Consider the following 16790-nt stretch of genomic DNA (forward strand, 5'->3'; position numbering starts at 1 on the left):
TCTAACGCACTTGAATCATATAATCTTTTGGTATTTCCTTTAGAAATCTACTAGGCTTCATCATCCGTACTGTTCCCCAAAGACTGCGAACTTGTGCGGCAGTGAGATAGAGGAGGTCTTGAGCTCGAGTAATTCCTACGTAGCATAACCGCCGTTCTTCTTCAAGATTTTCGTAGTTTCCTCCTAGGGAATTAGCATGTGGGAGGAGTTGTTCTTCTAAACCTACAAGAAATGACACTCGAAACTCTAAGCCTTTTCCATTATGGAGTGTCATGAGATTGACACGATCAGCCGTTAGATCTTGATCATCATCCGAACCTTTTAAGGCAAGATCATCAAGAAAAAGTTCTAGATGACGCTCGGGATTTTGTTGTTCAGCTTCTAAAGCTTTATGATAAAGTTCCTCTAAATTGCTTTTCCGATCTTTGAATGTATCAGGATCTTCTTTTAAGATGTCGAGATAACTAGTAATCCTAACAACAGCTTCTATAAAATCTCTAAGAGAAAGGGTGTGGTAAGCATCTTCAATTTGAGAGAACAGAGCAAGATAATCCTGAAGTCCTTCCTGTTGTTTTTTAGATAGCTTGACAGCTTTAGTATCTAAAGCTTGTTGGCAGGCTTGAAGAATAGGAAGATCTTTAGCAATAGCATATTGTGTAAGCGCAAATATTGTTGTAGAACCGATGCCTCGTTTGGGTAAATTTACAGTTCTATCAAAAGCAACAATATCACTTTTGGAAATAAAGACGCGTAGAAAAGCCAAAATGTCTTGAATTTCTTTGCGTTTATAGAAAGAAAGGCCTCCTATAATTTCATAAGGGATTCGCCTGCGTAGTAAGGCATCTTCAAATGTACGGGATTGAAAATTAGTTCTATAGAAAATGCATATATCGCGAAGTCTTACTTTTCCTTGTCTATGTAATTGAAGAATTTCTGCAGCAACAAAATCTGCTTCTTCGCGATCCGTACTTCCTAGAAAAAAACGAATCTTTTCTCCAGGTCCTTTAATGCTTCGCAGTTCTTTTTCTAACCTTGAAACATTGTGTTTGATCAAAGCATTAGCAGCATTTAGGATGTTTCCATAACTACGATAATTTTCTTCAAGGCACAATACTTGCGAGTGAGGGTAGTCATTTTCAAAATTTAATATATTATGAATATTCGCTCCTCGCCACGAATAAATCGATTGATCAGGATCTCCAACAGCAAAGACGTTCCCATGTTTTTTTGAAATCAGTTGCATTAGAGTATATTGCGCATGGTTGGTATCTTGATACTCGTCAATCAATAATGCTTTCCATAATTTGTTGTATGTTTCTTGTGCTTCAGGACTTTCTTTGAGCAGACTAACAGTTAAAAATAGTAAGTCATCAAAATCCAAAGCATTTACTTCAATGAGTTTTTTTTGATATTCCTTGTAAATAGAGACAACAGGGTCTATATAGTCATTCGGATCCAAGTCTTCAGGGAAAAGCAAGCGGTTCTTTGCTTGTGAAATATGGGCCTGTATCTTACTGGCAAGGTTTGGCTTTAGGTTGAGTTGTTGTAAACAATGCTTTATTAGTTTTTCTGCATCACTCTGATCGTAAATAATAAAATTATTTTCACGATTTAATAAATTTATAGAACGTCGCAGAATAAATACTCCTAAGCTATGAAATGTACAGACCATAGGAACATCTAGGCTAGAAATAGAGGCACACTGGCTAACAATACGTTGTTTTAATTCTCGAGCCGCTTTATTGGTAAAAGTAACGGCAAGAATTTCTCGGGGATGAATCCCTTCATTAATTAAATGTAAGATTCTATAGGTAACAACGCGAGTTTTCCCTGCTCCTGCTCCTGCTAAAATAAGTGTCGGTTTTAGGGGGGCTGTCACAGCATTACGTTGTGCTTCGTTGAGTTCTGAGATACATATCATAATAAATCCTAATTTTTAGCTTTGCGCTTGGAGATCAACAATCTCTGTCGAGCTAAAATGAAAAGCGAGTATACTTCCTTTCTATTATAGAAAGGTGGTTTATGCAGAATGTTACTATAGATCAGCTCCCTTTGTCTTGGCAAGAACAGCTTCCTTCATGTTGGTATGAACAACTTAAAGAAGAATGGTCTAAACCTTACATGCAGCAACTTCTCATTTTTTTAAAAGACGAGTATGATAATGCAACTATTTATCCTGATGAAAAACAGATATTTTTTGCTTTAAAAAGCACTCCTTTTGATAAAGTTCGTGTTGTTATCTTGGGTCAAGATCCTTATCCAGGAGAAGGGCAAGCGCATGGACTCAGTTTCAGTGTTCCCAAAGGTCTGCGTTTGCCTCCGTCTTTAGTTAATATTTTTCGAGAGTTAAAAGCAGATTTAGGGATAGATAATCATACAGGTTGTTTAGAGTCTTGGGCTCATCAAGGTGTTTTGTTATTGAACACAGTATTAACTGTACGTGCTGGGCAGCCCTTTTCTCATGCTGGCAAAGGTTGGGAGTTTTTTACAGATGCGATTGTGAGTAAACTGATCCGAGAGAGGAGTCATATTATTTTTGTTTTGTGGGGAGCTGCTGCCAAAACAAAATGTAAATTGTTATTTAGTTCAAAACATCAACACGCCATTTTATCATCACCCCATCCCTCTCCGTTAGCTGCTCATCGTGGTTTTTTTGGTTGTTCACACTTTTCAAAAATTAATTATCTGCTTAATAAGCTGAATAAACCAATGATTAATTGGAAGCTCCCATGAACGAAAGTATTCGATCTGTTTGTTTTCAAAAGACACCCCAGCTAACTGCGAAGTCTGTGGTTAGTATGGAGATGTCCTTAACCTCAGAACAACTATCCTCTGCAGAAGAAGTAACTTCTCTTGCTAATTTGGAAGCAGACTTTTTACGAGCAGAAGCTCTTTTAGTAGAGATGAGAGAAATTCGTAGCTGCTTAGAACAGTCTCTACGGACTTTAGTTCCTGGAGAGTAGGTGTTTTTCAAATACATTCTGGAGATAGGGAGCTAATTTTTGTAATGCCTTGGCTCTATGAGAAACTTGATTTTTTATCTCCTCAGTTAGCTCAGCAAATGTTTGTTTATAGTCATATTTCACAAATATAGGGTCATAGCCAAAACCTGAAGAACCTTTTTCATGGTGACTGATGTATCCCTCGCATATTCCGTGAGCTTGGAAGACCTCCTGATCAGGAGAGACTAAGACCACACAACATTCAAAATAAGCAGCACGATCTACTATGCTTTCCAAAGACGCCATATGATTAAGTAATTTTTTTCTATGGTCTTTATCATAAGCATCTGGACCAGCAAACCTGGCGGATAGAGCACCAGGAAGGCCATTTAAAGCAGGCACTTTTAACATTGTGTCATCTGCAATGACCCAACAACCTAAATGATTTGCTGCGTGAATTCCTTTAGTAAGAGCATTAGTTGTTGTAGAATCTCCATTTTCTTGGGGAAGCTTATAGCCAGGGAAATCGCAAAGGGAAAAGATATCAAAATCACCTAAGCGTTTTAAAAAAGTCTTAGTTTCGCGTATTTTGTAACCATGAGAACTGGCAATAACGATTTTCATAATCTTTCTTAAGGTTTTGAGTTTTAGAGCTTTTTATAAAGACAAAGTAAGGAAATGTAATCCCTAATTATTATAGTTAATCAAAATCCTCCTAGTTAAACTACGATATATATTGTATGTATGCAATCGCTAGTCGAATAGACAGTGTCGTTTATTTTTGCTTTAAAGAACTTTTATGAGTATCTTGCGATATTTTTTCAATTTTGAGTTTCAAAATGAAGAGAATTTTTTACTTCTTCTTATTTTTAAGTTGTATTGTATCTTCTTACGAAAGTTATGCACAGGTCATTGTAGGTTTAGATCGCATTTTTTCTGAAGAGCCATATCTACGCTATATTCAAGGAAAAAAAATCGCTCTAATTTCTCATAATGCTGCTATCAATAGTCAGGGTAAAGATGCTCTCTCAGTATTTTGTGCTCGTCAAAATGAGTGTACAGTGTCAATACTCTGTACCCTGGAGCACGGATATTATGGAGCTACATATATAGAAACATTAGGACGTCAGCCATCGGTATACCCTAATTTACCCCACCTATCTTTACATGGGCTTAAGGAGCTACCTAAAGAGGTTGCTCAGCATTGTGATATTTTTGTCTACGATGTTCAAGATATTGGAGTGCGCTCCTACAGTTTTGTCACAGTATTAATGCAAATTGTAAAAGCTGCTGAGCAATATGGAAAGCAGTTGATCATTTTAGATCGCCCAAATCCTATGGGAGGAATGATTATTGATGGACCTGTCCCGAACACAACGTTTTTGGATTCCCCAGCTATCCCCTATTGCTATGGCATGACACCAGGAGAATTAGCCTTATTTTTCAAAAAGACTTATGCTTCTAAAGCTGATGTAGTCGTGGTCCCTATGAAAGGTTGGAATCGTTCGATGATCTTTGATGAGACAGGCCTAATCTGGATTCCTACCAGTCCCCAAATACCGGATTCACAATCAGCGTTTTTTTATGCAACAACAGGAATTTTAGGAGCTTTATCTGTAGCAAGTATTGGTGTGGGTTACACTCTACCTTTCAGAGTGCTTGGTGCTCCTTGGATGGATGGCGTAAAAGTTGCAGATGAGCTGAATCGTATGCAACTTCCAGGGATTCTTTTTCTTCCATTTTTTTATGAACCTTTTTTTGGTAAATATAAGATGGAGATGTGCTCAGGTGTTCTCCTTGTTCTTCAGGATCCTAAGATTTTCTATCCAGTAGAAACGCAGTACACAATTTGGGGAGTGTTAAAAGCTTTATATCCCAAACAAGTTGAGCAGACATTAAAGTCCCTAGATCGTGTGCCTGCGCGACGATCTTCTATCTGTAGTTTATTAGGTGGGGAAGATTTTTTGACAATCTCTCACAACGAGCGCTATGTTGTGTGGCCATTACGTAGGTTATGTAAAGAATCTCGAGAACATTTTTATGAATTGCGTAGATCTTGTTTGCTGTCAGAGTACTCAGAATGTTATTAGTAATTTTGACAATTCTCTACGATTTGACAGGAATATTTCTTGTTTTTAAGATGACCTTTTCATAGTAGAAACCTTTCTTGCATTAATACTAGACATCAGAGGGTCGCGTGGTTTGGGTTTTTAAAAGTCAATTTGAAGGACTTTCAGCATTAAAACGGGGTGTACATGCCCTTGCTAAAGCTGTAATGCCGACTTTTGGACCTCGAGGGTATAATGCTGTAATTAAAAAAGGAAAAGTTCCTTTATTAGTCACAAAAAGTGGAATTCGAGTTGCTAAAGAGATTATGCTTCAAGATTCTTTTGAATATCTTGGATTGAAACTTGCTAAAGAGGCCTTGATTAAAGTTATAGAGCAAGCTGGAGATGGCTCAACAACAGCCCTTGTTCTTATCGATGCTATTTTTTCTCATGGTTTGAGGGGAATTGCTGCAGGTTTGGATCCTCAAGAAATCAAAGCAGGTATTTTGTCATCAGTGAAAGTAATTCATGAAAAATTACAAAAACAGGTCAAAGAGTTACGGTCTCCTGAAGAAATTCTAAAGGTAGCTACCCTTTCAGCGAGTTATGATGCTAGTCTAGGTAAGATGATAGTAGACGCCATATCTCAAACAAATCCTAGGGGGATGTTCTTTAGCGAAGATGTAGAAATATCTAATAGGCTTCCTTTAATGAAAACGATAAAAAGTGGGTATATTTCTCCGTATTTTGTTACTCGTCCAGAGACTATGGATGTAATCTGGGAAGAAGCTTTTGTATTAATTCTCTCTTACAATCTAGTTGCTTTAAATGAAGAGTTAATCGAGTGCCTAGAATATGTCTCCGAACAAAATAGCCATCCTTTAATTATCATTGCCGAAGATTTTGATCACGACGTTATAAGGACTTTGATTGTAAATAAACTTAAAAATGGTCTTCCCGTTTGTGCTGTGAAAGCTCCAGGATCAAGAGAGTACAAAGAATCTATTCTTGAAGATCTTGCCATTTTGACTGGAGCAACTCTTATAGGGGGAGGGCCAAAAAATTCTGAGAAGAAGGCCCCCCTAGATGTTTTAGGTCGTGTTCAACAAGTCATGATCACCAAAGAAATATTTATGTTTCTTCAGGGTGATGGTAACTTAGAAGCTATAAATTCTAGAAAGCACGATTTGTATTTAGCAATTGCTGAAAGTACATGCGAACGAGAGTATCAGCAATTGGAACAACGATTAGCTATGTTTGTAGGAAATGTTCCACAAATGCAACTCGCTTCAGATGCCGATATCGAACAAAAAGAACGCCATCTAAGGCTAGAGGCTGCCTTACGAGCTACAAAGGCTGCAATCAAGGGCGGAGTTGTTCCTGGAGGAGGGGTTGCGCTTTTGCGCGCGGCAGCATCTATAGAGATTCCTGAAAATATATCTCCTAGTATGGCATATGGTTTTGAGAGTCTTTTACAGGCAGTACGAACTCCGCTAAAGGCTTTGGCTCAAAATTGTGGTAGATCCCCAGAAGAGTTACTCGATACTATTCTCTCACAAGAAAATCCCAGGTTTGGTTATAATGCCATGACAGATACATTCGAAGATCTTGTAGCTGCGGGGGTTTGTGATCCCTTAGCTGTAACATCCACTTCATTAAAATGCGCAGTTTCGATATCATGTCTCTTGTTAACAAGTTCCCTTTTTGTTACTTCAAAGACACAGGCATAATAGGGTGTGTTTTCTAAAAAGATTGCCTAAAATCTATGTGATTGATCAAAATCTTATTTTGAAAACATCTCTTAGTGAGGTGTGCACGAAGTAATCTCTAAGAAATAATAAAGATTTATGCTGTATTTTCCTAAGTAGAGGGAGAAGTTGTTGATCATTTGATCTGTCTTGGATAAACTATTTTGAGCGAAGGTAGGCACCAGTAGCTCAGTCGGATAGAGTACCTGGCTACGAACCAGGTGGTCAGAGGTTCGAGTCCTCTCTGGTGCGGAAAAATAAAAGAGGTAAAGAAGAAGTTGTTATGACACTGTCGTTAGTTGGAAAGGAAGCCCCTAATTTTGTTGCGCAAGCTGTGGTGAATGGTGAGACGCGTACTATATCTTTAAAAGATTATCTAGGAAAGTATGTAGTGCTTTTCTTCTACCCTAAAGATTTTACTTATGTATGCCCTACTGAGTTGCATGCCTTCCAAGATGCTTTACCACATTTTCATGCGCGAGGAGCCGAGGTTATTGGTTGTTCAGTGGACGACATTGCAACCCATAAGCAATGGTTGGCGACTAAGAAAAAACAGGGTGGTATTGAAGGCATTACCTATCCTCTTCTTTCGGATGAAAATAAAGTGATTTCTAAAAATTATCATGTTTTAAAACCCGAAGAGGAACTTTCTTTTCGTGGCGTCTTCTTGATTGATAAAGGTGGAATCATTCGTCATCTTGTAGTTAATGATCTTCCTCTTGGTCGTTCTATAGAAGAGGAACTAAGAACTTTAGATGCTTTAATGTTCTTTGAAGCTAATGGTTTAGTTTGTCCTGCAAATTGGCATGAAGGAGAATTAGCAATGGCTCCAAATGAAGAAGGGTTGCAGAGTTATTTCGGAACTATAGACTAAAAGGACTGGTTGAAAGTCAACAGATCATAGAGGTCTTGATCGAAAAATAATAGAAGGCTTTTGTGTTTTTGACATAACGAACGCGAGGCTTCAATAATGTGTTGGTTCCCAACACCAGGAAGTCCAATGGCAATGATGTTTTTTTGTGTTGTTTGTGCATTCAAGAAATGCAAGCCAAAAAAATAACTATCAACACAATAACCTTCTTCTCGTACTCTAAAATACATTACATTATAGTTACTTAATAGTGCCCTGATAGCTAAAGTAATGCCGGGGCTATTCGCATCTCCTAGGTAATTATATAGATCTATAAGGCTACGACAGAAATATACAGTATCGTAGTTTCCTTTTTGCGCTTCCCCAAATAAAGCAATTGTAAATTTCATTTGAAATATAAGATCTAACTTTTATTTTGGATCCTACAGGAGAGATTGTTTATTATCTATAGAGAGAACCTAGTTTGGAAAGAAGATGTATAAATCTACGATGATTATAATTACTTATTTCTTTGTAAACAAAGTCTTTGCCCAACATAAATAGCATCCGAATTTAATTTATTAATTTTTTTTAATTCAGTTACTGAAAGTTTATATTTTTTTGCAATTTTACTAAGACTATCGCCTTCACACACTATATAAATGTGTTCAGGAACTGGATCTGAGAGGTCAACATATGCTCCAGGTGAGGAACTATCTACTAAAGCAAGTAGAGATCGTCGCAAAAGACGCAGGTCTTGAGTTAGCGCTTGATGCTCTTTTTGAATTTCCTGCAGTTTATTTTGTAAATTTGCTTGCAAGTCTTTAACAGAAGTTGTTAATACTGCCATCGTTTTTGCCAGAGTTTTTTGATCGGATTCTAATTCACGAATTTTTTGAGCAAAAGCTTCTGGTTTTATTTTTACTATTTTTTGGTATTTAGAGTCTTGCTCATCTAAGCGTTCTGTAAGCATAGCAATCTCAGTTTCATGAGATGCTAATGTTGTCGAGATATCTTCAATTTCTGCAAGGACTCCCTGAAAAGAAGGTGTTTTTCCTGCAGCATCTAAATAACCACAGTTTATCTTTAATAATGCGAAGCTTGTGAAGATACAGATTTTTAAATTAGCGCGCATGAATTTTAAACTCTGTACGGCGATTTTGTTGCCATGCTAGTTCATTATGACCCGTATTTAAAGGCTGTTCTTTCCCGTATGAAATTGTAGATAGCCGATCACTAGAAATCCCCTGCTTTACTAGGTACTCTTTAATTGCGTTTGCTCTCCGGGCTCCTAAGGCAAGGTTATAGGATGCAGCTCCGCGTTCATCAGTATGACCTTCAATATACAATGTAGCTTTCGGTGTTTTCTTCATATAATGCACTAGACTAGTAAGTATCGCGAGATTTTCTTCACCCTTAATTGTGTAACTGTCTGTAGCAAAGGTAATGTTCCGAAATGTTGCAGTATGGCTTGCCCTATATTGTTTCTCTTCTTTGGAATCATACTCAGAAGAAACAAAACTAGAGTTAAAGTCGTCCTCGGTATAGAGAGGAACAAAACCAAAAGAAGAAGACTTTTTCTTTCTTGCATGGTGATATGTACCTGCCTCATCCCAACCGTAATAATAAGGTCGACTGCACCCCGGTAATGCAAATAGAGCTAATAAAGTGCAAAGTTTCCATAAGGAATTTATGTTCATAGTATTCTCTTTGTCGATAGTGAAGGAAAAGCTCCCCAAGACGGGAAACGTTTTTCTCCTGTTCCTATAGCAATTTTTTTAGTTTTTTTTGTAACTAGACTAATTAAATATAACTCTGATTCTCCAGGAGTCCCTGCGCTAAATACAAGATGGCGACTGTCTATAGCCCATGAAGGATTTTCTTTATTTATCGGAGAAGTTGTCAACTGGTAATCCTCTCCTGAAGAGAGATCATAAATACAAATTTGCCGTACCCCTTTAATTACAGAGCAGAATGCTATTTTTTTACCATCTGGAGACCATGCAGGGCAACTGCTATTTCTATATTTTTTTGTAAGTAGGCGAGGTGCTTGGGGTTCGGGTTCAACAGACATGATGTAAAGACGGGGTCGACCATCTTTGTTAGAGATAAAAACTATTTTTGATCCTTCAGGATTAAAAGAGGGATTGCCTTGAGTCCCGAAACTCTGATCAAGTAAACGACGAGGACGACCTATAGGCCCTGTGGTTAAAGAGAATGGTTGAATGAATAAATCAGGATTTCCATAAGTATCCGCAATGAAGGCGAGAAGCTTTTTCCTTGGAGAAAAGGTTGGCATAAACTGGTTTCCTTTCAATGGGAGGACTTTCTTACCTTCTTTGTTCTCTAAAGAACTGAGAAAAATTTTAGGAATACCATACTTATATGAAACATAAAAAAAAGGAAAACTCGATCCTATGCCGACCCATTTTGGGGTTATAGAAAGAGAAGATTCTGCAGTTAGAGGGGCAAGGTTTTTACCATCATAGTCTACTGTCCATAACTCCCCTTGCTTCAGTTCTTGATTCTTATCTGTATTACTTAAAGCAAAAATAATTTTCCCTGAGCTAATACCAGAGATTCCTGTAAGAGCATAATGAACAGTATCAGCAGCTAGATGGATCTTTTGACGATCTATCGAGAGATTTTGAGAAATACTGAACGAACATAATGTTACAGGTGCTTTGGAAGATTGTACTAATAGTACAGATAATTGAGGGGAATCTAAACGTAATGATAACGTCAAAGTGTTTGGAGCTTCTTTAGATTTAGCTACGGGTTGTAAGCAGTCTCCTAGAGCGAGATCGTTAGAAAATATCTCTGTTAGAGAGTGGAGATATTTTTGTATTTTAGGGTCCTTAGTGTCTGTATAACAAGAAATGTGGATAGGAAGCATCGTATGTTCAGAGCGAACCAGAACTTCTAATTCTTTGGCATTTACATTTAGTAGTGACGCAAAGCAGAAAAAAAGAATTTGGAAACATAATTGCCGTAACATGCCGATATCTCCTCACCCTAGGGATAGGGTGTTAGGACTCATTACTGAGCAGTTTAATATGAAAAGAGATATTTTTCGAGACTTTGTATTTTTCGAGAAATTTTTGAAATGGTATTGCCTGAATGCGCTTGGAAAGCAGTTGTTGATCAGATGCACTTACATCAGAAAGAAAAACACACTCCTCAATGTTCCCATTAGGAGCTAAGACTAATTTAATGCGAATATATCCTGTGCAGGGCAAAACCACATATGTCTGAAATAATTTGCAGAGTTCTTCTTCTTGAGGGGTTTCAAGTTCCGAGTTTATAGTCAACTGTGTGGTGGGTGTCCAGGCAATGTCCTTAAGTGCAGCATCACTTTTTTCAATTTTATCTACATGAGAAGCAAGTGCTTGCGCGACATCAGATAGTGCTTTAAGTTGGGTTTGTGAGATCTGTGTTACAGGTGTCTTAGGGGGGGGTTGTGTTTTTGCTACAGGAGATGTTTCTAACTTTTTAGGCGATTCTTTTGAGATAGTTTTTGGAATTGGTTGTTTTAATGGTGTTGGCAAAATCTCTTGAGAAGAAGGTTTGGAATCTTGTTGTGTTGTTTTAGTTATTGAGGAAGGCATTATTATGGGTGACAGAGTCTTCGGTGGCAACGTATTCACCGGAGTTTTAGGTTTGAGAGTCACAAGCTTTTCTTGAAATGCTATTGGGGACAAAGGTTTTTTAGGAAGAGGAGAAGTAAAGAGAAGAAAAAAGGTCAATCCATGAATAAAAGTCGCGCTAATTATATAGGGAAGATATTTGATCATAACTCAATTCTGTAGAGCTACATGTAGTTCATGAAACCCTGCAGCTTCTATAGCATGTTTTACTTGTTGGTATGTTCGAAAAGTTGTTCTCCCGTCCTGCAGTAACAATGGAGTATACTCAGGATGAGTCTTATGGAATAGGGTAAGTTGCTGTGTTAAATCTTCTAGAGTAACAGGATGGTCATTCAGAGTTAAGGAATGATCTGCGAGTACTTTAATCACGGCTGTAGAAGCTTCTTGGTCATTAAGAAGCTCTTGATTCTGTGTGCCAGGAGCAAGAGCTATGGAGTCTAATTTTATTAATGGGACGGTAATAATAAATGCCATTAAAATAACAAAGACAATATCAATTAACGGTGTAAGGTTCACCGTGGGCTCTTCTTCTAATTCTTCAAGCAAGCGATATTTCATAAATTCGTATTGCGATATTTGATTTCTATAGAGTTGAGTAAAAGATATGCTGTTTGTTCTATCTCTGAAATTAATTCAGAGGAGTGAGCTTTAAGATAGTTAAAAGCGATCAGTGATGGTATAGCTACAAAGAGTCCTATAATTGTGGTTCCCAAAGCTGTAGCGAGTCCTTCCATGATAGCTGAGTTCCCGCTGTTTCCCGAACTAATATGAGTGAATGCTATCAAAATCCCCCATACTGTACCTAAAAGTCCTAAAAAAGGAGCCAAGGTGATTGTTGTAGCTGGAATAAAGTTATTTTTATGTAACAAAGCTTTGTATTTCGGCATAACGGCTCCTAAAAGAGTTTCTAGAGATTGGATATCTTGAGAAGAAAGCATAGGACCTAGATCCGGAGTGTATTGTCGATTTTTATCCAGGAGTTCTAGGGTCCCTCGTTTTATAGTAAAATATAAATCTGCAAAAGGACTGAGCTCAGGATGGATATCCAGAGATAAAGGGGCATGGCGATTTTTAATTAAGAAATCTTTAAGATTTTTTCCTGATTTTAAAAATTTTTTTTGAACAGCAAGCTTTTGCTGTAGTATCGTCCAAGTACACAAAGAAAGAGCAAGCAGACAAAAGAATATACTTTTCCCGAATAAATCTGCTTCTGTGTAGGCCTGAATAATAGGGTTATGAAGGAAGTGTACCATGGAGTATAAAAATCTTTACTTATTAAGAGGATCTTAAAGGATGATCCTAACAAATTTTTGTTATAGAGCCAAGCAAGTTGTGTAAAGAAGATTTATAAAATGGAATATAAAATTAAATTAATAATTAATTTATAATTAGTAACTTGATTTATCAAATCACGGTGTTATTTTGAATAAATTCAAACAATTTTTACAAACCGCATTGATAGCCCTCTTCCTTTCTTCTCCAGTATTGTCTGGAAGTTTAGCGTTTGTCCATGGTGAAGAAGTTAGACAGCAATTAGCTGACCCAGGTGCAGAGTTTCTTTCGGAGGGCAGTTACATTCCTGGACAACAGACATTTCGAGTAGGAATCAAGATTACCGCTTCTAAGGGGAGTCATATCTATTGGAAGAATCCTGGAGAAGTAGGGAGTCCGCTTAAGATTTCCTGGCAGTTACCTGAGAATTTTGTTGTTGAAGAGGAGCACTGGCCTACTCCCAAGGTATTTGAGGAAGATGGTACAACATTTTTTGGTTACGAAGATTCGGCTCTTATTGTCGCAGATATTCGTCCTGCTCCGGGGTTAACTCCTGGTCAAGAGGTAGAATTACGAGCTCGGGTTGAATGGTTGGCCTGTGGGGATAGCTGTTTACCTGGAGACGCAGGTTTAAGGTTAACATTGCCTTATCAAGAGAAAGAGCCCTCGCTATATCCTGATAGACATGCAGAATTTAGTAAAACTTTGCGTGCAGAACCTCGTGTTTTAGAAAAAGATCATTCCGTTCAGGTTGCAACAAGAAAAGGGGACGAGATCATTTTAAATATCCCTGAAAAGATAAACGCTGCGAAAGCTTGGTTTGTTTCCGAAAAATCCGATAAACTTTTTGCCTATGCAGAATCTTCTTATAGTGAAGGAAAGGGAACAGTGTGGAGGTTAAAAGTAAAAAATCTCCCTCAATTTCAAAAAAATGAGAAGCTTGACGGAGTTTTGTTGCTTGCTGACCATAAGGGGCGTCCGATTGAATCGCTTACAATTCATAGCGAGGTTCTTGGTGAAATGGGAGCTGTTGTTTCAGGATTTTCACAGTATTTAATGATTTTAATCATGGCATTTCTGGGTGGATTACTTTTAAACATAATGCCCTGTGTTCTCCCTTTGGTAACGCTTAAGGTCTATGGTTTAATCAAGTCTGCTGGAGAACATCGGTCTTCTGTAATTGCTAATGGCTTATGGTTTACTTTAGGTGTTGTAGGCTGTTTCTGGGGATTAGCCGGTATTGCTGTTTTACTTAAGATTTTAGGTCATAATATAGGTTGGGGATTTCAACTCCAAGAACCTATGTTTGTTGCCGTACTGGTCATTGTATTTTTCCTATTCGCTTTAAGTTCACTAGGGCTTTTTGAAATAGGAACGATGTTTGCAAATCTGGGAGGGAAGCTCCAGTCTTCAGAGATTAAAAATAGGGAAAATAAGGCTGTAGGGTCTTTTTTTAATGGTGTTCTAGCTACGTTAGTTACAACTCCTTGTACGGGACCATTTTTAGGTTCTGTATTAGGTTTAGTGATGTCGTTATCTTTTATTTCTCAGCTTATGATTTTTAGCTCGATAGGCTTGGGTATGGCCTCTCCTTATTTAGTTTTTTCTGTATTTCCAAAAATGTTATCCATGCTTCCTAAACCTGGAGGATGGATGAGCACATTCAAACAGCTCACAGGGTTTATGTTATTAGCGACAGTCACTTGGTTAGTCTGGATTTTTGGCTCCGAGACAAGTACAACTTCTGTTGTTGTTCTTCTTGGAGGACTTTGGCTTGCTGGACTGGGTGCCTGGATTTTAGGTCGTTGGGGGAGCCCTGTATCTCCTAAAAAACAAAGATTATGCGCTTCTTTATTATTTTTTGCCTTTATAGGGGGAGCGATGTCTTTAAGTTGGGTAGCTTCTCGTTATTTTAGCGAACCTCAGATGAGTGTCATTGTTGATGAGGAAGGCGTATGGCAACCCTTTTCTTTAGAAAAGCTTGCTAAACTACGAGCGCAGGGACGTCCTGTTTTCGTAAACTTCACAGCAAAATGGTGTCTGACTTGTCAGATGAATAAACCTGTTTTATACGGAGATGGTGTTCAAAAAATATTTCAAAATCATGGCATTGTTACTTTAGAAGCAGACTGGACTCGTAAAGATCCTGGTATTACAGAAGAACTTGCTCGCTTGGGAAGAGCAAGTGTTCCTTCCTATGTTTATTATCCAGCAGACAACTCTTCGCCTGTTGTGCTTCCTGAGAAAATTACACAGAATATTTTAGAGGATGTAGTTCTTCAATTTGTAAGGTAAATTTTGGGGCGGGTTTTTAGACGCGCCCTCACCTTGAGATAGTAATAATTGTTTTTCAAAAGCTATTAGCTCTTTATAGATTATTCTTCTTTAGTGAAGATATTTTCAAGAGAGTGTACCCTACCCCTAGTTTTCTGAAAATTTGTCTAACTAAGGAGGACTACGCATGAATTTGGCTGATGCCCATGTTCACTTGTCCGATGATGCTTTTTGTCAAGATATTGATGCCGTATTGCAGCGGGCCCAAGATTGTGGAATTTCTTTAGTTGTTAATGTCACAACAACAGAAGAAGAGTTGAGTCGATCTTTTACATATGCTGAACGTTTTTCTAACATACGCTTTTGCCATGTGGGAGGGACTCCTCCTCAAGATGTAGATCAGGATATCGAACAAAACTTTAAAACATTTCATGCTGCGGCTCATAGTAAAAAACTCGCGGCAATTGGAGAGGTAGGCCTAGACTATTATTTTGCAGTTACTGAAGAAGGAGTGGCTCGTCAAAAAAAAGTTCTCCAAAGGTACTTAGATTTATCTTTAGAATATCAGTTACCTCTTGTTGTACATTGTCGAGGTGCTTTTAGTGATTTTTTCTCTATGTTAAGTCAGCATTATCACAATGATAGTCGTGCATGTCCTGGCATGTTACATTGCTTTACGGGAACCTTGGAAGAGGCTCAGGAGCTCATTTCGTGGGGATGGTTTATATCGATAAGCGGTATCGTTACTTTTAAAAATGCTGAAGATTTGCGAGATCTAGTTATTCAACTTCCTTTGGAGCATCTTTTGATTGAAACTGATGCCCCTTTTCTTTCGCCAGTTCCTCATCGGGGTAAGAAAAATGAGCCTGCTCATGTGATCCACACAATGGATATCATTGCTAATTTAAAAGGGATAACTTCACAAGAACTAGCAGCTATCGCTTACGAGAATGTCTTACGCTTCTTAAGATGCTAAAAATAATTTTAGGAGCCTGTCAGGATTACATGATTTTTTCATTCTGTCCTATAAGCTTCTGTTTCTTATGAAAAATTACTTCCCATAATTTGATACTAGTCTCTATGTTGAGTTTAATTTTCATTTGAATAAAAGGCTTAAAATGTCGAGACGCGAAATCTACCCAGAGGCATCACAAAAAAAAGTTAAGTATTATCTTGCTTTTGCTTTACGTTGTGTTCACTCTCTAGCGGGCATAGCCTTTACTTTATTCCTATGCGAGCATTTATTTACCAATATGCTAGCCTCGTCCTATTTTTCGGAAGGAAAGGGTTTCATTGCTATGGTGAACAGTTTCCATAGGGTGCCTGGATTAAAAATTATCGAAGTCGTCTGCTTGGCCCTTCCTTTTCTTTGTCATGTGATTATTGGTACCGTATATCTTTTTCAGGGCAAAAGTAATTGTTATGTTAATGAAGGAAATCGACCGTATTTGCCTTATGCTAAAAATTATGCCTACACATGGCAAAGATGGACAGCTTGGATTTTACTCTTTGGGATTGCTTTTCACGTGGCCCATTTGCGGTTTGTTCGTTATCCTCTTCATGTGCATATTGAAGGCACTAGCTATTATGCCGTAGCTATACAACCCTCTCGCTATAACGCTATTGTCAAGGGAACTAAAGATTTTTTAGTTATGAATGTTCCTCCAGGAGCTTCTATGATAGAGGTGCCTCATGCTGTTCTAGATGATGTTGATATGCAGTTATTTTCTGAAAACAGCTTTTATCTGCTAACTCCCAGTGCAGGAACCGCGTTTCTTTATGTAGTTCGTGATGCTCTAGGATCTCTAGCGGTAGCATTACTTTATACTATTTTAGTCATCGCAGCAGCATTTCATGGATTTAATGGATTGTGGACCTTTTGCTCTCGATGGGGTATTGTGATTTCTCTAAAGTTGCAAGCACTTGTACGTGTGTTGTGCTATCTCGCTATGGTTGTCGTGAGTGCTATGGGATTGAGTGTGATCTGGAATTTGTATAACGTGGCATAG

General features: G+C 38.0%; 17 protein-coding genes and 1 tRNA gene. 9 read left to right on the top strand and 9 right to left on the bottom strand.

Translation table 11 applies throughout. The annotated features are described in order from the left end of the window. Window position 1: 1 nt before the first annotated feature. Window positions 2–1921, bottom strand: coding sequence for an ATP-dependent helicase (locus C834KP_RS03695; RefSeq protein ID WP_108896829.1), 1920 nt, complete (start codon window positions 1919–1921; stop codon window positions 2–4). A gap of 101 nt (window positions 1922–2022) precedes the next feature. Here C834KP_RS03695 and ung point away from each other — a divergent pair, with 101 nt between their 5' ends. Further along, window positions 2023–2733, top strand: coding sequence for a uracil-DNA glycosylase (gene ung, locus C834KP_RS03700; protein ID WP_108896830.1), 711 nt, complete (start codon window positions 2023–2025; stop codon window positions 2731–2733). Further along, entirely contained in the window at window positions 2730–2963 is a 234-nt protein-coding gene (locus C834KP_RS03705; RefSeq protein ID WP_108896831.1) for a hypothetical protein, read from the top strand. The genes ung and C834KP_RS03705 overlap by 4 nt, the downstream gene beginning before the upstream one ends. On the opposite strand, the gene rdgB is transcribed toward C834KP_RS03705, so the two are convergent. Further along, the gene (gene rdgB, locus C834KP_RS03710; protein WP_108896832.1) at window positions 2946–3566 is read right to left on the bottom strand and encodes an RdgB/HAM1 family non-canonical purine NTP pyrophosphatase; all 621 of its coding nucleotides are present in this window, start codon (window positions 3564–3566) and stop codon (window positions 2946–2948) included. The genes C834KP_RS03705 and rdgB overlap by 18 nt on opposite strands. Before the next feature lie 215 nt (window positions 3567–3781). Between rdgB and C834KP_RS03715 the strand changes: the two genes are divergently transcribed. The 4 genes from C834KP_RS03715 (at window position 3782) to C834KP_RS03730 (ending at window position 7612) form a co-directional block, all read left to right on the top strand. Then, window positions 3782–5032, top strand: coding sequence for a DUF1343 domain-containing protein (locus C834KP_RS03715; RefSeq protein WP_108896833.1), 1251 nt, complete (start codon window positions 3782–3784; stop codon window positions 5030–5032). A 107-nt stretch (window positions 5033–5139) separates the two neighbouring features. Beyond that, window positions 5140–6720 (top strand): chaperonin GroEL, encoded by a 1581-nt coding sequence (groEL, locus tag C834KP_RS03720; protein WP_108896834.1) that lies wholly within the window; start codon window positions 5140–5142, stop codon window positions 6718–6720. Window positions 6721–6916: 196 nt separating this feature from the next. Continuing rightward, window positions 6917–6990, top strand: a tRNA-Arg gene (locus C834KP_RS03725). A gap of 31 nt (window positions 6991–7021) precedes the next feature. Further along, complete coding sequence (locus C834KP_RS03730) at window positions 7022–7612, top strand: peroxiredoxin (RefSeq protein WP_108896835.1); 591 nt, start codon at window positions 7022–7024, stop codon at window positions 7610–7612. Here C834KP_RS03730 and C834KP_RS03735 read toward each other — a convergent pair. The 7 genes from C834KP_RS03735 to C834KP_RS03765 all read right to left on the bottom strand — a co-directional run bounded on the left by C834KP_RS03735 (window position 7609) and on the right by C834KP_RS03765 (window position 12488). Further along, window positions 7609–7998, bottom strand: a complete 390-nt coding sequence (locus C834KP_RS03735; protein WP_108896836.1) for a hypothetical protein — start codon at window positions 7996–7998, stop codon at window positions 7609–7611. The two genes, C834KP_RS03730 and C834KP_RS03735, sit on opposite strands and share 4 nt — an antisense overlap. Window positions 7999–8108: 110 nt before the next feature. Further along, window positions 8109–8723: a LysM peptidoglycan-binding domain-containing protein gene (locus tag C834KP_RS03740; RefSeq protein ID WP_108896837.1), complete on the bottom strand. Its 615-nt coding sequence runs from the start codon at window positions 8721–8723 to the stop codon at window positions 8109–8111. Continuing rightward, window positions 8713–9288 (bottom strand): OmpA family protein, encoded by a 576-nt coding sequence (locus C834KP_RS03745; protein ID WP_108896838.1) that lies wholly within the window; start codon window positions 9286–9288, stop codon window positions 8713–8715. Before C834KP_RS03745 ends, C834KP_RS03740 begins: the two co-directional genes overlap by 11 nt. Continuing rightward, entirely contained in the window at window positions 9285–10586 is a 1302-nt protein-coding gene (gene tolB / locus C834KP_RS03750) for a Tol-Pal system protein TolB (RefSeq protein ID WP_108896839.1), read from the bottom strand. The genes C834KP_RS03745 and tolB overlap by 4 nt, the downstream gene beginning before the upstream one ends. Window positions 10587–10617: 31 nt before the next feature. Beyond that, entirely contained in the window at window positions 10618–11382 is a 765-nt protein-coding gene (locus C834KP_RS03755; RefSeq protein ID WP_108896840.1) for an inclusion-associated protein, read from the bottom strand. A gap of 3 nt (window positions 11383–11385) precedes the next feature. Beyond that, a complete protein-coding gene (locus C834KP_RS03760) occupies window positions 11386–11793 on the bottom strand; it encodes an ExbD/TolR family protein (RefSeq protein WP_108896841.1) in 408 nt (135 codons plus the stop codon). Continuing rightward, window positions 11790–12488 (bottom strand): MotA/TolQ/ExbB proton channel family protein, encoded by a 699-nt coding sequence (locus C834KP_RS03765; protein ID WP_108896842.1) that lies wholly within the window; start codon window positions 12486–12488, stop codon window positions 11790–11792. The genes C834KP_RS03760 and C834KP_RS03765 overlap by 4 nt, the downstream gene beginning before the upstream one ends. A 169-nt stretch (window positions 12489–12657) precedes the next feature. Between C834KP_RS03765 and C834KP_RS03770 the strand changes: the two genes are divergently transcribed. The 3 genes from C834KP_RS03770 to C834KP_RS03780 all read left to right on the top strand — a co-directional run bounded on the left by C834KP_RS03770 (window position 12658) and on the right by C834KP_RS03780 (window position 16790). Next, the gene (locus C834KP_RS03770; protein ID WP_162295476.1) at window positions 12658–14802 is read left to right on the top strand and encodes a protein-disulfide reductase DsbD family protein; all 2145 of its coding nucleotides are present in this window, start codon (window positions 12658–12660) and stop codon (window positions 14800–14802) included. 166 nt (window positions 14803–14968) lie between these two features. After that, window positions 14969–15757, top strand: coding sequence for a TatD family hydrolase (locus C834KP_RS03775; protein WP_108896844.1), 789 nt, complete (start codon window positions 14969–14971; stop codon window positions 15755–15757). Between the two features lie 142 nt (window positions 15758–15899). Then, a complete protein-coding gene (locus C834KP_RS03780) occupies window positions 15900–16790 on the top strand; it encodes a succinate dehydrogenase cytochrome b558 subunit (protein WP_108896845.1) in 891 nt (296 codons plus the stop codon).

It is taken from the genome of Chlamydia serpentis (genome assembly GCF_900239945.1).
Taxonomy (GTDB): Bacteria; Chlamydiota; Chlamydiia; order Chlamydiales; family Chlamydiaceae; genus Chlamydia; species Chlamydia serpentis.